Annotated in this window: 17 protein-coding genes; 11 read left to right on the top strand and 6 right to left on the bottom strand. The window is 37.2% G+C overall.

Translation table 11 applies throughout. The features are described from left to right. Positions 1-110 precede the first annotated feature (110 nt). The 4 genes from ACLKL2_RS12630 to ACLKL2_RS12615 are packed head-to-tail and all read left to right on the top strand — an operon-like array spanning position 111 to position 3,132. A complete protein-coding gene (locus ACLKL2_RS12630) occupies positions 111-284 on the top strand; it encodes a hypothetical protein (protein WP_413691953.1) in 174 nt (57 codons plus the stop codon). Beyond that, a complete protein-coding gene (locus tag ACLKL2_RS12625; protein WP_413691952.1) occupies positions 281-2,143 on the top strand; it encodes a GNAT family N-acetyltransferase in 1,863 nt (620 codons plus the stop codon). The genes ACLKL2_RS12630 and ACLKL2_RS12625 overlap by 4 nt, the downstream gene beginning before the upstream one ends. After that, positions 2,133-2,825, top strand: a complete 693-nt coding sequence (locus ACLKL2_RS12620) for a pseudouridine synthase (RefSeq protein ID WP_413691951.1) — start codon at positions 2,133-2,135, stop codon at positions 2,823-2,825. Before ACLKL2_RS12625 ends, ACLKL2_RS12620 begins: the two co-directional genes overlap by 11 nt. Then, positions 2,812-3,132, top strand: coding sequence for an MGMT family protein (locus ACLKL2_RS12615; RefSeq protein ID WP_113819672.1), 321 nt, complete (start codon positions 2,812-2,814; stop codon positions 3,130-3,132). The genes ACLKL2_RS12620 and ACLKL2_RS12615 overlap by 14 nt, the downstream gene beginning before the upstream one ends. A 71-nt stretch (positions 3,133-3,203) precedes the next feature. On the opposite strand, the gene ACLKL2_RS12610 is transcribed toward ACLKL2_RS12615, so the two are convergent. Beyond that, positions 3,204-4,397: a class I SAM-dependent methyltransferase gene (locus tag ACLKL2_RS12610; RefSeq protein ID WP_413691950.1), complete on the bottom strand. Its 1,194-nt coding sequence runs from the start codon at positions 4,395-4,397 to the stop codon at positions 3,204-3,206. 226 nt (positions 4,398-4,623) lie between these two features. Here ACLKL2_RS12610 and ACLKL2_RS12605 point away from each other — a divergent pair, with 226 nt between their 5' ends. The 4 genes from ACLKL2_RS12605 to ACLKL2_RS12590 all read left to right on the top strand — a co-directional run bounded on the left by ACLKL2_RS12605 (position 4,624) and on the right by ACLKL2_RS12590 (position 7,475). After that, a complete protein-coding gene (locus ACLKL2_RS12605; protein WP_413691948.1) occupies positions 4,624-5,394 on the top strand; it encodes an energy transducer TonB in 771 nt (256 codons plus the stop codon). Between the two features lie 2 nt (positions 5,395-5,396). Beyond that, the gene (locus ACLKL2_RS12600) at positions 5,397-6,080 is read left to right on the top strand and encodes a MotA/TolQ/ExbB proton channel family protein (RefSeq protein ID WP_413691946.1); all 684 of its coding nucleotides are present in this window, start codon (positions 5,397-5,399) and stop codon (positions 6,078-6,080) included. Beyond that, positions 6,077-6,493, top strand: a complete 417-nt coding sequence (locus tag ACLKL2_RS12595; protein ID WP_413691945.1) for an ExbD/TolR family protein — start codon at positions 6,077-6,079, stop codon at positions 6,491-6,493. The genes ACLKL2_RS12600 and ACLKL2_RS12595 overlap by 4 nt, the downstream gene beginning before the upstream one ends. 190 nt (positions 6,494-6,683) lie before the next feature. After that, positions 6,684-7,475, top strand: a complete 792-nt coding sequence (locus ACLKL2_RS12590; protein ID WP_413691943.1) for a fumarylacetoacetate hydrolase family protein — start codon at positions 6,684-6,686, stop codon at positions 7,473-7,475. 34 nt (positions 7,476-7,509) lie between these two features. Here ACLKL2_RS12590 and ACLKL2_RS12585 read toward each other — a convergent pair whose 3' ends face one another. Further along, positions 7,510-8,397 carry a DMT family transporter gene (locus ACLKL2_RS12585; RefSeq protein ID WP_413691941.1) on the bottom strand — a complete coding sequence of 296 codons (888 nt, stop codon included), beginning with the start codon at positions 8,395-8,397 and terminating at the stop codon, positions 7,510-7,512. 118 nt (positions 8,398-8,515) lie between these two features. Between ACLKL2_RS12585 and ACLKL2_RS12580 the strand changes: the two genes are divergently transcribed. Next, positions 8,516-8,746 (top strand): hypothetical protein, encoded by a 231-nt coding sequence (locus ACLKL2_RS12580; RefSeq protein WP_413691939.1) that lies wholly within the window; start codon positions 8,516-8,518, stop codon positions 8,744-8,746. 9 nt (positions 8,747-8,755) lie between these two features. Here the strand turns inward: ACLKL2_RS12580 and ACLKL2_RS12575 are convergent, their stop codons facing one another. The 4 genes from ACLKL2_RS12575 to msrA all read right to left on the bottom strand — a co-directional run bounded on the left by ACLKL2_RS12575 (position 8,756) and on the right by msrA (position 11,639). Further along, a complete protein-coding gene (locus ACLKL2_RS12575; protein ID WP_113819663.1) occupies positions 8,756-9,067 on the bottom strand; it encodes a cupin in 312 nt (103 codons plus the stop codon). Positions 9,068-9,087: 20 nt separating this feature from the next. Continuing rightward, on the bottom strand, positions 9,088-9,411 hold the full coding sequence (locus ACLKL2_RS12570) for a hypothetical protein (RefSeq protein WP_113819662.1): 324 nt from the start codon (positions 9,409-9,411) through the stop codon (positions 9,088-9,090). Positions 9,412-9,597: 186 nt separating this feature from the next. Beyond that, entirely contained in the window at positions 9,598-10,401 is an 804-nt protein-coding gene (locus ACLKL2_RS12565; RefSeq protein ID WP_413691938.1) for a MetQ/NlpA family ABC transporter substrate-binding protein, read from the bottom strand. Between the two features lie 644 nt (positions 10,402-11,045). After that, on the bottom strand, positions 11,046-11,639 hold the full coding sequence (msrA, locus tag ACLKL2_RS12560) for a peptide-methionine (S)-S-oxide reductase MsrA (RefSeq protein ID WP_413691936.1): 594 nt from the start codon (positions 11,637-11,639) through the stop codon (positions 11,046-11,048). A 315-nt stretch (positions 11,640-11,954) separates the two neighbouring features. Between msrA and ACLKL2_RS12555 the strand changes: the two genes are divergently transcribed. Continuing rightward, the gene (locus tag ACLKL2_RS12555; RefSeq protein WP_413691935.1) at positions 11,955-13,217 is read left to right on the top strand and encodes a diguanylate cyclase domain-containing protein; all 1,263 of its coding nucleotides are present in this window, start codon (positions 11,955-11,957) and stop codon (positions 13,215-13,217) included. Next, entirely contained in the window at positions 13,157-13,840 is a 684-nt protein-coding gene (locus ACLKL2_RS12550; RefSeq protein ID WP_413691933.1) for a putative bifunctional diguanylate cyclase/phosphodiesterase, read from the top strand. Before ACLKL2_RS12555 ends, ACLKL2_RS12550 begins: the two co-directional genes overlap by 61 nt. Positions 13,841-13,861 lie beyond the last annotated feature (21 nt).

The following is a 13,861-nucleotide window of genomic DNA, read 5'->3' as shown; positions in this document are numbered from 1 at the left end:
ATCTGCAAGTGACTTTTCAACAATAGATCCCACTCTTACTAGACTGTGTTGTTGTTTTTTATGTTACATTTTACCTTTATTTACTACTTTTTAACCAATTAGGATCTCCTGTGTCTGCTTACCTGCACTTATACCAACAACAGAAACAACTAGCTGAACGAGCGAACCATAGACAGTTAATGTGCTTACAAGGTAGTCAAACTTGGTGCTTTACACAGACACAACAGATACTCGAACAACAAACAGAAGACTACCATTGGTGTGGTCAAGCCCCTCCTCTATGAGGAGCATTCCTTATGCTCAACTATTAGGCCAAGATATTGCGCTATTGATATTAAATATGCAGCAAGGGTTTGATGCGAATATGTTTGCCGCAGCAGAAGGTGCAGTTTGTGGAGGTGGCGTGATTATTGTGCTACTACCAAGTGAAATACAAGATAACTTCTTGCGCTATATAAAGGCAGCATTTAATAAACATGCTTTTCCCTGTATCAGCAAACATATCAGCAGTGCACCTTTTATTGACCAGCACGCCAGCCACAATCCAGAACATCAAGCTGTACAGTTAAATCTAGATGAACAGCAACAAGCGATTCAAGATATTATCAAAACGCAAACAGGTCATCGTAGAAGACCCTTAGTGTTAACCGCTAATCGTGGTCGAGGTAAGTCTGCTGCATTAGGTATCGCAGCCGCTACCCTTATTAATCAAGGTGTAAGTAATATTTTAGTTTGTGCGCCTAGCAAGCAATCTGTGACTACCTTATATAAGCATGCTAAGGCTACACTTAAAGTCGCCACTGATATTTCACTTCTAACCTTTATTGCGCCTGATGCTCTTTATGACGAACAACCTAAATGTGACCTGTTAATTATTGATGAAGCAGCCGCTATTCCTCTAAAGCTACTAATTACCTTTGCTAAACGTTATTCACGAGTGATTTTTTCTAGTACACAATTTGGATATGAAGGTTCAGGACGTGGTTTTGCGTTACGCTTTCAACAACAGTTACAGCAAATAGCGCCAGAGTGGCGTAGTCACCATTTATCTCAAGCTATTCGATGGGCAAGTCATGATCCGGTTGAAGCCTTTACTTTATCAACCTTATGCTTAGTCGATGATGAAAACAAAAATCAAGAATTCAGCAGTGATAAGCCAACAATCGGTTTAGTTACCTCAGCGCAATTATTACAATCGCCTAGATTACTTAAGCTGATATTTTCATTATTGGTCAGTGCTCATTACCAAACTAAACCTTCGGACTTAACCGCACTATTAAATGATCACGACTTATCAATCATAGTGATGCAACAAGCAGAACAAGTATTAGCTGTTGCCTTAATTAACCATGAAGGTGGATTTTCTCAAAGTATCAGTGAACAAATATATCAAGGTAAGCGACGTCCTAAGGGTCACTTGGTTGCGCAATCACTCACTTTTCACAGTGGTTTTCAACATGCCGCAATACAGAGCTACGCGAGAATACAACGTATTGCCGTTCAACCTCAATTACAAAGCAAAACCTTAGGCAGTGAATTGATTAACTGGATAACAAACTGGGCTATTCAACAAGAGTTTGACCATCTATGTGCAAGTTTTTCAGCTGATCAGCGACTGCTAGCGTTTTGGTTAAAGCAAGGGATGCAAGTATTACGCATTGGCACTAAACGAGATAAAAGCAGTGGACAACATTCGTTCATGGTCAATTTACCCATTAGTGAACCAGGTAAACAATTACATCAATCCATTCACCACGCATTTACACAGCAAGTAAAAGTGCAACTTCCTAGACAACTACAACAATTGGAGCCTGGTCTAATCCAAGTATTATGGCCACAATTAATAGATAAAAGTACACCGACTGATATTGTGAATGCATTATCTGCTTATATAAATGCCAATCGCAGCTATGAAAATGTAGAATATTTACTTATTGAGTTAATTTACCATTGTTCATTAACAGCATTAACTCAACAACAGCAAGATTGTATCATTGCAAAAGTAATTCAAAACCAGAGTTGGGCGAACTTAGTAAAGCAATATAAATTCACCGGACAAAAACAAGCACAAGCATATATAAAAGACTGTATCTGCGATCTACTTACTCACAACCAAGAGACAACACATCATAATGAGACTTGATAAATTTATCTGTGAATCAACAGAACTGACACGAAGCGAAGCTAAAAATGTTATCCGTAAAGGCATGATCAATAATCAAGCAGGTACGTTACGCAGCGGCGCTTACAAAGTGACAGCCGATGATGTTATCGAAATGAAAGGACAAGTACTCAACATTCGTGGGTTTCGTTACCTTATGTTGAATAAACCACCTGGTTTCATCAGCTCTAATGTTGATGAACAGATGCCTAGCTTATTAAACTTAATTGAAATTGAGAAAAAGCAAAACGTATTTATTGCAGGCAGATTAGATGCAGATACCACAGGCTTAGTATTAATCACCGATGATGGCCAATGGTCACACCAAGTGACTAGCCCACGCAAAAAATGTGAAAAACGCTATCGTGTTCATTTACAAGAACCCGTTGACCAAAGTACCGTTGAACAGTTCGCTGAAGGTATACAGTTAAAAAGCGAACCACAACCTTGTTTACCAGCCAAACTTGAACTGATCACAGAAACAGAAGTGCTATTAACCATTAGCGAAGGTAAATACCACCAAGTAAAACGTATGTTTGCTGCAGTAGGTAACTTTGTTACTGAATTACACCGTGAACAAATTGGCGCAGTACAACTAGACCCTGAACTAGCATTAGGTGAATCGCGCTTTTTAACGGAGAAAGAGATCAATGGATTCAAATAAATCATTTAATGAACAGTGCTATGCATTATTAATGCAAATTCCACGCGGTAAAGTGGTGACCTATGCAGATATAGCACATCAACTTGGTGGTAAAGCTTATCAAGCAGTAGGTAATGCAATGGCCAGCAACCCAACGCCAATCATAGTACCTTGTCATCGAGTGGTGAATAGTAATGGCGCTATAGGTAAGTTTGCATTGGGGACCGCTAAGAAAATTGCCTTGCTTAAAGAGGAAGGTATATTAATAGATGAAAATAAAGAGATCGCGAAAATCGTTAACCTAGCTAAACAACGCCATACTTTTTAATCTCATTGCTGAACAATAATAGAAAGGTAGTATCACCCTGCCCTTCTATTACTTACCTTATATCAATAACATTAAGCGCTTTCAGCTAATAAGGTTTCTAAACAATGATCTGAAATACCATAGTAGTCTTTAATATCAGCAATTTGCTTTAATAATTGCTGTTGCTCTTTTTCATTAACCTTGTCTTTCTTAACAGCCAAAATCATTTTATTCTTATTGGTATGCTCTAAGCTAATAAATTCAAACACTTTAGTGGTATAGCCATTAGCTTCTAATAATAACGCACGTAGTGAATCCGTTACCATTTCCGCTTGTTGACCTAAATGAACGCCATACTGCAACATAGGTTGAAACAACTCAGGGCTTTGCATCTGTGGACGAATCTGTTTATGGCAACATGGAGAGCACATAATAATACTCGCATTCGCTCTAATACCATAATGAATAGCATAGTCAGTAGCTACATCACAGGCATGTAAGGCAATCATCACATCAGTCTGCTTAGGTGCATGGGTTTTAACATCACCACATACAAAGTCTAAACCCTGATGATCTAACGTTTGTGCTGCTTCATTACATAAGTCTGCTAATGCTTGACGTAACTCAACCCCCGTCACTTGCGCATCATTGTTTAGGGTATGACGAAGGTAATCGTGAATAGCAAAAGTTAAGTAACCTTTACCAGATCCAAAATCAACAACATTTAATGGTGTGCTTTTATCATGTGGCGAAACCTCTAATGCTTGACTGAATATCTCAATGAACTTATTAATCTGCTTCCATTTGTTAGACATAGCAGGAATTAATTTATGCTGCTTATCAGTCACTTTAAGTGCAGTTAAAAATGGGCGTTGAATATCGACAAAGCGATTCTTTTGTCGGTTATGTGTTGCAGCCACAGCCTGCCCTTGTTTTGCCTTATGTTGAGAAATTTTAAGTTTGCCTTTTTTACTAAACTCAATTTGTACTTCAACGTTAGATAATGTCAGGTAAGCACTTTTAAAATCTTCACCCACTAATTGATTAATTTCATTTAATGCAGCTGCGTAAGAATGGTTTTTAGTAATATGATTAGTTTGATGCTCATAAACAAAACTCAATACAGGTTCATTTTGTAATGTTATTGGGCGAATACTAAGTCGGTTTAAGCTTTTGTCTGCCCCTCTATATTTACTTAATAGCAACTTCACCATCTGATTATCATTAAGGCTTTGTGATAGTAAATGGTAAAAATCTTCAAGGGTATTAAGTACAACAGATGACATAGTAATTTCCAAACAATCTTAAAAAGGCATAATTGCTGTAGTTTAACAGTTAAGCTTATATAGAAACTAGCAATGTTTACCACAAAGCAAAAACAATCATTTAAGCAAAAAATCCCCCCATGACTTCACCATAACTGAACTTTTTATGAATGATAATTGATATCAAAAAAATTAGTTGATAATAGGTATCGTTACGCTATTTATTTATTTTTTGGGGTGTTTTTTTATGTATCGTTATCTCTGTGCAGGACTGTTATCAGTAGCGATCCATTTTTTAATTTTTGCGCCTTTGCTAGATCAACCTGCGATGGCCATTCCGCTCTCTCAACAAACGCAAAGTGTGAGTATTAGCTTTACTAAACCAGCCAAAGTTGAACCTAAAAAAGTAGAGCCACCAACACCGCCAGTTGTTGAAGCAAAAGAAGTAGTTAAACCAACACCTAAACCGGTGGCCGCAAAACCAGTCAAACCGACTGAGAAAAAGCGTATTGTTAAACAAAAAACCAAACCAAAAGAGATCAAAAAAGAGACTCCTAAGCCGGTTCAAAAGGTTGTTAAAAAGCAACCAACACCAAAAAAAGAACCAAAGAAAGTAGTCGAACCGCCAAAAGAAGTGGTCAAATCAACACCTGCTCCTCCTGCACCTGTACTCAAAGATAAAATCGAGATCACTAAAGAAAAAGTGGCTCAACAAAGCAATGAGTTACAAAGTAAACCACAATTAATACAAAAAAGTCGCTTTTTAAGTACACCTAAACCACCAAAGTATCCTCGTATGGCAAAACGCAGAGGAATAGAGGGGACTGTTACCTATGAAGTCTGGTTAGATGAAAAAGGCAAGCAGACGAAATTATTATTAAAAGACTCATCGGGTGCAAAAGTGCTTGATGTAGCGGCACTAAAAGCCATTAAAAAATGGGAGTTCTCTCCTCATATTGTTAACGGCAAACGTATTGCTCACCGAATTTACATACCTATTAGTTTTCAACTGGATTAATCATGACCTTATTTACTATTTTACAAGAACAACTAGGCTTAATGACTTGGCCTCTTATTATTTGCTCTGTACTGACATTAATGATCATTAGTGAGCGTTTATTAAAACTGATCAGTTCAGGCTCATTAAGCAAAAAAGAGATCATTAAAATCCTAGAGCATCACGACCCAAAACAAACTGAGAAATTACAATCCTTAAGCATTCGTTTAAAAACTGAGAAAAATATCGCAAAACGTGGCATGTCGATGTTATTTGCTCACCAACACTTTAGCCAACAACTACGTGAAGACACCGCGAGTATCTGGGTACAAGATAAACGCCAAGAACTTCGCAGTGGATTAAAAATGCTAGCGCTGATCGGCATGATCAGTCCGTTACTAGGTTTACTTGGTACGGTACTGGGCTTAATTGAAATGTTTAAAGCCATTGCCTTAACCACAGGGTCAGTGACACCAAATGACCTAGCCGATGGTTTAGGTATTGCTATGCGTACTACCGCTGCCGGTTTATTAGTTGCACTACCAGCTATTTGTGGCGCACAACTATTAGGTTTATGGGCTGATAAAGTAACTTACCGCCTAGAGTTTACACTTAATTTCTGTAATTTATGGCTACAAGGTGTGGACTTCCCTGACCAAAAACGTGCACCAAAAGTAAAAGCGACCAACCAGGAAGTACAATCGTGATACGCAGCCAAGCTAAAAATGAATCTGAGTCAGTACAGGTAGATTTAACGCCGTTATTAGATATTATTTTTATCGTGATGGTGTTTCTAATGCTATCGGCTAATATCAAGCTGCAATCACTACAGGTTGACTTACCCACCACTGATACAAGTGCGGTACAGGTTGTTGATAATAAAGCAGTAACGATAAACATCTTGGCGACGGAGCCACGTTGGGCAATCGATGGTGAAACACTACCAAGCTGGGAAGCATTTCAAACACTCTTAATTAAAACGGTACAAGAAAAGCCTGATACAGAATGGATTATTGCCGCAGATAAAACCTCCGATGTGCAATATATGGTAAAATTACTGGGTTTTTTACAACAACATAATATTCAAGCGACTCAGCTATTAATCGACGACGAGAAATAGCAGATGAAAAGCCTATTAACTAACTCAGTTAATAGGCTTTACTGTTCTTAATGCCTTATCACTTATTCAGATAAATCTGCGCTTCCTAACAAACTTCCTAAAAAGTCATACAAATACTAACTTTTTCATTTCATAGCCGTTATTATGTGCCAACAACTCACTTTCAATAACCTGATTAAAGAGACTGAATATGACTAAAACATTAACCCAAGAAGCTTGTACTGCGGCTGCTCAAGAACTACTAGCAAGACGTAAAACCAACATAAAAGGTGATCTGCTTGCTGCAGCAATTCGCCCTACCAACTTAGATGATGCACTAGCAATTCAATTTGCCACTGTACAAGAGAGTGGGAAAGCAATTGGTGGATGGAAATGTTTAGTGCCTCTTGATCCAGAGCAGATGGTGGTGGCACCAGTTTTAGAAGGAACAATACAACAAGGCGAAACTTGTTTAGTAGAATCAACTGAGCCAGGTAAAACGCTTATCGAGCCTGAGATTGCCTTTGTATTAGGTCAAGACTTACCAGCGCGTGATAACGCTTATTCTGACGCTGAAGTCGATGATGCCATCGCATCATGCCATATGGCTTTAGAGTTAATGCAACGTCGTTACCTACCTGATGATAATCGTGTGTTCTTTGATAATTTAGCAGACTGCTTATTCAACCAAGGTATTTTTGTTGGCCCAGAAATCACTAAAGAACAAGCATACCATGCGGGTACTATTGATATCACTTTTGAAACAACTGATGAAAATTGCAATACCACAACAACAGAGTATGAAGGTAAGCACCCTAATCTTTCGGCACATAAAGCAGTTTATTGGCTAATCAACTTTATGCGCGAACGAGGTGTTAGCTTCAAAAAGGGTCAAGCAATTATTACTGGCTCTTACGCTGGAGCAATTGAAGTACCAATCAACACCATGGGTGTTACTTACAAAGGTTTAGGAGAATATAAAGTCACCTTTAAGCCTGTGTAACAGAGTCGCTTTAAGCATAACGTTCTCAATAACGTTATGCTTTAACTGGCACCTTCACTGATTTTTTAAAGGAAAAACCAGTCACTAATACCGTACCCGCAACAACTAATACCCCACCTAATAACGTATTAAGGCCAATCTCCTCACCTAAAAATAACGATCCCCATAAAATACCAAACAAGGGCACTAAAAAAGTCACAGATAAAGCAGAAGCAGGCCCATCATCCTTTACTAACCTAAAATATAATAAGTAAGCAAGTCCGGTACAAACAACCCCTAAGGTCAATACAGATAAACTAATCGGTAAAGTAATTGGGTCACGGATCGGAATCAAAGGCAATAAAGGCAAGACCACAATCACCGCCGCCCACATGCTGCCATGGGCATTTTCAAAGGGAGCAACAACAGGCGCAACTTTAGTATAATTAGCCGAGAATCCATACATCATTGCAGCCGCTAAACACGCTAAAATAGCCCATACACCTTGCTCGCCTAATGTTAAGGCTTGATGACCAACCAATACCGTTACGCCAAATATCCCCAATAACAAGCCCATACTCGCTTTTAATTTAATACGTTCTTTTTGCCAAATACTGGCAATCACCGCCCCAAATAAAGGTGCTGTAGAATTTAGGATCGCTAGGGTTGACGCATTTAAGGTTTGCGCTGCATAGGCAAACATCAAAAAAGGAAAAGCAGTATTAAAGGCGCCGACAATAAAGAAGTGTTTAATATTCGACATAAAGGCTAATGTTCTACGTAAATAACAGCTGATCAATAGTAAACACAATGCAGCTGCTAAAACGCGACCTTCAATCAGATACGCTGCGCCTAAGCTATTTGCCGTTAAACGCATAAATAGAAACGAACCGCCCCACATTGAAGCTAATAAAACTAACCGTAAAACGCTTGCCAGTGACATGTATTATCCTTAAAAAAATGCAAATGCCAATCACACCAATCCAGTGATCTATTCTTTAATATAATTGGTATGAAATCTAAGATAGTATGAACATAGTAAAATAATAAAGGAGAAACTAATGCTCATATTTTATATTGTTTGTGGTGTAGTTGTTTTTGGACTTTCTAGCTTTTTATTTCACCGTAATCGTAAAGCAGTTTACCGTCGCCGCATCATTCGTGATCTCAGTAATGAAACACAACAAAGCCCCTACCTTTTATCTCCTGAGCAGGAACAACAAATTAAACAGTGTTTTTTAAATGGAGTAACACGAGAAGAGTGCGTTAGATTATTAATGTCTGAGCATTAATCAAAAAGCCTAAACACTGCCTTCGTTTTCTACCACTAGAATTCTTGCCTCACCTACCGGGCAAGCAACATGCTCGGTACCAATACTCGCGTAAAATATATCACCGCTTTCTAATAACACGCTTTGCTGTATGCCTTGTTCTTTATAATGCATATTAACAACACCATCGAGTACAACAAAGACCTCTTGGCCATCATTTACATGCCATTTATAAGCTTGATCCGTCCAATGCAAACGGGTGGTGATCCCATTCATATTGGCAATATCTTTAGCGCCCCAAGCGCGATCCGCTGTAAACTGTTTGCCTCTGATAATATCCATTTATCGCCTTATTAATCCTATTAATCTTGGTCGCGTTTATCTTCGAGCTTACCTTGTATCACTTGCTGATCATCGTCATCGGTTTTTACCCATTCCGCTTCAACATCAATAATGTCCTTATCACGGTTAGTCAGCTTAATAGTCGCTAAACCCACCAGTAAAAAACCATTAGCAAAGGTACCGATAAACAAAGTCGGAAAAATCAAAATTCTAGGAGCAAAAAACAGTAATAAAATACCAATAATGACAGTACCAAAACAGAAACCAATCCAGGTAATACCTACGGAGATAGCTGCTATCCATAACATCACGCCAATAATAACTTGTATCCAACCTTTTATCATGGGAGCCTTATTTTATTAATATATGTAAGATTTTTTGAAATACAAAGCTTAGGTTACTCTCTATCTAATAGGAACAAAAGCAATGTTTAAATGAAAAGGATACTGAGGTGGCAATTATATTGAGGGAAGGCAGTAAGAAAAACGTAACTGCTTGCATTACAAACAGTCACGTTAATAGATTAGGATTTAAAAAGCAGCTTCGATAGTTCCTTTGTAAGTTTTTTCTAAGAATTGACGTGTTGCTTCAGACTGGAATATTTCAACGAATTTTTTGTAAGTTGCATTATCTTTATCTTCTACACGCGCAGCAATGTTCATTACCGCAAACTCAGCATCTTTCGCTTCTAAATAAATACCTTGTTCTTTTGGACTTAACCCAGCAGACATCACATAGTTCATAGTAATCACAGATGCATCAACATCATCTAATGTACGTGGTAATTGTGCTGCTTCTACTTCAACAAACTCAAAGTTTTTAGGATTTTCAACAACATCGTATACCGTCGTTTTTGAATCTGCATCAGGCTTTAAGGTAATTAAACCTGCATCAGCTAATAACAATAACGCACGACCACCGTTGGTTGGATCATTAGGTATAGAGATACGTGCATTTTCAGGTAAATTAGTAACCGATTTATATTTATTAGAATAAATACCCATACGCATTAAAATTGAATGACCGATCGATACTATTTTCTGATCGCTATTTTTATTAAAGTTATTCAAAAATGGTAAATGCTGGTAACTGTTTAGATCTAAACTACCATCCGCTAATGCAGCATTAGGTGTAATATAATCAGAGAAAATCACTACTTCAACTTGTAAGCCTTGTTTTGCAGCTTCTTCTGCAACAGCTTCAACCACTTCCGCATGAGGCCCCACTGTTGCCCCTACTTTGATCACTTCACTCTTTTCTGTTTCTCCACAAGCCGCTAACCCAAAAATGATTGGTAAAATATAAAGCAACTTGGCAAATTTTTTGTTGAACATGTTTCACTCCCTTAAAATCAAATAGCCGTATAGACATCTAAATAAGATAATACAGAGAAGCACTAAATCTACAAGTGTAATTTTAAGAATAATTTGCTCATTACTAATGACATAAATGCATAACTAAAGCAGTGATAAACAACGAATAGATAAAAGATAAAGACAGTGACTAGAATAAAAAACAGGATTTGAATCAGAAAGGAGCATTGGCAGACAACTAGATTATAGTTATCTGCCTTATAAACATTAGCAAGCAGCTAAAACTAGCCACTTGCTCTATAAACATTAGCAAACAGCTAAAGCTAGCTACTTGCTCTATAATCACTAGCAAGCAGCTAAAGCTAGTCACTTGCTTTATAAACATTAGCAAGCAGCTAAAACTAGTCACTTGCTTTATAAACATCAGCAAGCAGCTAAAACTAGTCACTTGCTTTATAAACATTAGCAAGTATCCAAATAGTTACTTGCTCTATAAACATTAGCAAGCCGCTAAAACTAGCCACTTGCTCTATAAACACTAGCAAGTATCCAAATAGTTACTTGCTCTATAAACATTAGCAAGCCGCTAAAAGTAGTGACTTGCTATTTAATCGTTAGCAGGTATCTAACGTTAGGCACCTGCTATATATAACTATTTCATGTTACTAGTTGTGGGTTGCTCTTTCGCCCCAAATCTCTTTTAAACGCTGGTCTCGACCACAATTCCAACGATACGCCTTGTAACGTATTGGGTTATTCTTATAAAAGTCTTGGTGGTAACTTTCATTGCCTTTAATTGGATAAAAGGTACTTGCATCAAGAATGGGTGTAACCACCTGTTGATCTGCAAATTCATTCACAACAACTTGTTTAGATTGCTCTGCTAAGTCACGCTCTTGCTGATTAGCAACAAAAATAGCACTTAAATAGCTATGTCCTTTATCGCAAAACTGTCCACGAGCATCAAAGGGATCGATATTCACCCAGTAATGATCCAAAATTTCTTGATAACTCACTTGCTCTGGGTCGTAAGTTATCTCTACCGCTTCATAATGACCGCGATGATTACCATTATAAGTTGGGTTTTCCACTGTTCCGCCTGTAAAACCAGACACCACATCCGTTACACCAGGTAACTTTTCAAAGTCTGATTCCATACACCAAAAACAACCACCTGCTAACACTGCTTTGTCTGCGTTTGCTAAGGAAGCATAACCAAGTATTGATGTTGATAGTATTAAACCAATTATCTTTTTCATAAAAATCCCACTTTAATAATCATCACTCCTCTTAAAAGACCTTGTTGGTCTATAATTAATTTCAAAAACTCTAAAATTAATTTAATCATTGGTTTTTAAAAATATCAGTATTTGCGACTTAGCAAGAAAATATATTAATTATCAAAAAGATAATAATAAATAATACGTTAAAGTCTTGAATGAAAAAACCAACTGTTTATACTCAAAATAAGTACTTTTTGATAAATATAAAGTATTAGTTCATAAAACTAACAGGCTTAAGTTAGGAAACACTATTTTTAATACGTAATAAAACGGATAAAGAAGCTACTAATAATGACAATAAATAAACAACTCACTGTTTTAATGCTTCTTATCACCCTATTTTCTATTATAGTAGCCTTTAGTACATTAAAGATGTCTGGGTCTGCACGCTTTCATCAACTCAACAGTTTACATTTTCATTATGTCGTTGAACTTAATGAGCTTATTAGTAAAAGCAATACTCCAATTCCAGACACAACCCAGTTAAAAGCAATTATTCAGAATATCAAAGCACAACCAGAAGCGTGTATTGCTATGCCAAGTCAACTTGATCAAATGATCATGAGATTGACTGATACACAAAGCATCATGACTATTTGCCAAAATGATATTGATCTTGCAGAAGACCTATTAAAAAATATCGTTCTCTATGAAGAGGGGTTAGTCAGTCAAACTCACCTTAACCAGCTATTAACTGATTGTTATACAAAATTTCGATTAAACTCAGTAGAGTTTATGAAGCCGGTAGATAAATTAACCAACTTCATTGTAAATACTTCACAAACTGCTGTTATTACTTTATCTATAGCATTTTTTCTAATCGCCTTGGCAATTGCTAAAGCAATTTTAAAAGTCGTCAAACGAATGCAAAAAACCAGCAACGAGTTAATGATTAGTGAAGAGCGTAACCGTTTACTAGCCAACAGAGATACGCTAACCAAACTACCTAACCGTAACGCTTTAGACTTAAGAATAAATCAATACATAGCTACAGCGGGGCAAAAAAGATTAGCTGTATTTTTCATCGATCTTGATCGATTCAAAGACATCAATGATACCCGAGGCCACGCCGAAGGAGATAAATTATTAATTACCGTAAGCGATCGTTTATCGAAAGCAATACAGATTGAAGATTCTGTATTTAGATTTGGTGGTGATGAATTTGTCGCACTTAGTCATTTCACTAATACAGGTGATATAAAACGCGTTGCAGAGTCACTAATTAATGTAATTTCAAAGCCTTTATTTATCGGAAAAACAGAACTGTTCATCACAGGTAGTATTGGTATTTCAATTTACCCTACAAACGCTAATAACGCTGAGAATTTAATAAAATACGCCGATACCGCCATGTATGAAGCCAAAAAAGAGGAAAAAACCAATACCTATTTTACAAAAATAGATTCAGTAAAGAACATACTCGTCGTTTATCTTACGAATCTAAACTTAGATCTGCGCTTAACAAGAACCAACTCCAGGTCATGCACCAACCAGTGGTCGATCTCAATGACTTTGCGACTAAAGGCACTGAAGCATTATTACGTTGGCAATTAGATCAAGAGACGCTTGTCTCTCCAGAAGTATTTATTCCCATTGCAGAGTATTCAGGACAGATGGTGGAAATTGGCGATTGGGTTTTAAGAATAGCTTGTAAACAAAATAAACAATGGCGAGACAGTGGAGCTAAAGATCTCAAAATAGCTGTGAATGTTTCTCCTTATCAACTATATAACCCTCATTTTGCTCACTCTGTTCAAGATGTAATCAGTGAGTTTGAAATCCCACGTCACTGTCTGGAATTAGAAATAACAGAAAGCATGATCATCACTGAAAATGAACACTTCCTAAAAACGTTAAACGAACTCTCAGAGATGGGAGTAAGGCTATTGATGGATGATTTTGGTACGGGTTATTCCTGCTTGAGCAACCTTCGTCACTTACCATTTGATGTATTAAAAATCGATAAAAGCTTTATTACTGATTATGACACCATCGCCTCAACTATTATTGCAATGGGCAAACAATTAGATATGAAAATAGTCGCAGAAGGGATTGAAACAAAGAAAACATTGGATATTCTACGTGCTCAAAAATGCGATTTTGCACAAGGTTACTTATTTCAAGGCCCTTCACCTGCTAAAGATATTGATATATTTAAACAATATAACAATAGTTAAGTAATCGAAGCTAATACACAA

The organism is Psychromonas sp. KJ10-2, assembly GCF_047323255.1.
Lineage (GTDB): Bacteria > Pseudomonadota > Gammaproteobacteria > Enterobacterales > Psychromonadaceae > Psychromonas.
The sequence above is the reverse complement of the archived record's forward strand: the minus strand, read 5'-3'. Positions and strand labels throughout refer to the sequence as shown.

Coding starts and splice junctions, on each gene's coding strand:
- ACLKL2_RS12620 (WP_413691951.1), top strand. CDS start 2,133: ATGAGACTTGATAAATTTATCTGTGAATCAACAGAACTGACACGAAGC.
- ACLKL2_RS12615 (WP_113819672.1), top strand. CDS start 2,812: ATGGATTCAAATAAATCATTTAATGAACAGTGCTATGCATTATTAATG.
- ACLKL2_RS12590 (WP_413691943.1), top strand. CDS start 6,684: ATGACTAAAACATTAACCCAAGAAGCTTGTACTGCGGCTGCTCAAGAA.
- ACLKL2_RS12565 (WP_413691938.1), bottom strand. CDS start 10,401: ATGTTCAACAAAAAATTTGCCAAGTTGCTTTATATTTTACCAATCATT.
- ACLKL2_RS12555 (WP_413691935.1), top strand. CDS start 11,955: ATGACAATAAATAAACAACTCACTGTTTTAATGCTTCTTATCACCCTA.
- ACLKL2_RS12610 (WP_413691950.1), bottom strand. CDS start 4,397: ATGTCATCTGTTGTACTTAATACCCTTGAAGATTTTTACCATTTACTA.
- ACLKL2_RS12625 (WP_413691952.1), top strand. CDS start 281: ATGAGGAGCATTCCTTATGCTCAACTATTAGGCCAAGATATTGCGCTA.
- ACLKL2_RS12580 (WP_413691939.1), top strand. CDS start 8,516: ATGCTCATATTTTATATTGTTTGTGGTGTAGTTGTTTTTGGACTTTCT.
- ACLKL2_RS12570 (WP_113819662.1), bottom strand. CDS start 9,411: ATGATAAAAGGTTGGATACAAGTTATTATTGGCGTGATGTTATGGATA.
- ACLKL2_RS12605 (WP_413691948.1), top strand. CDS start 4,624: ATGTATCGTTATCTCTGTGCAGGACTGTTATCAGTAGCGATCCATTTT.
- ACLKL2_RS12585 (WP_413691941.1), bottom strand. CDS start 8,397: ATGTCACTGGCAAGCGTTTTACGGTTAGTTTTATTAGCTTCAATGTGG.
- ACLKL2_RS12575 (WP_113819663.1), bottom strand. CDS start 9,067: ATGGATATTATCAGAGGCAAACAGTTTACAGCGGATCGCGCTTGGGGC.
- msrA (WP_413691936.1), bottom strand. CDS start 11,639: ATGAAAAAGATAATTGGTTTAATACTATCAACATCAATACTTGGTTAT.
- ACLKL2_RS12600 (WP_413691946.1), top strand. CDS start 5,397: ATGACCTTATTTACTATTTTACAAGAACAACTAGGCTTAATGACTTGG.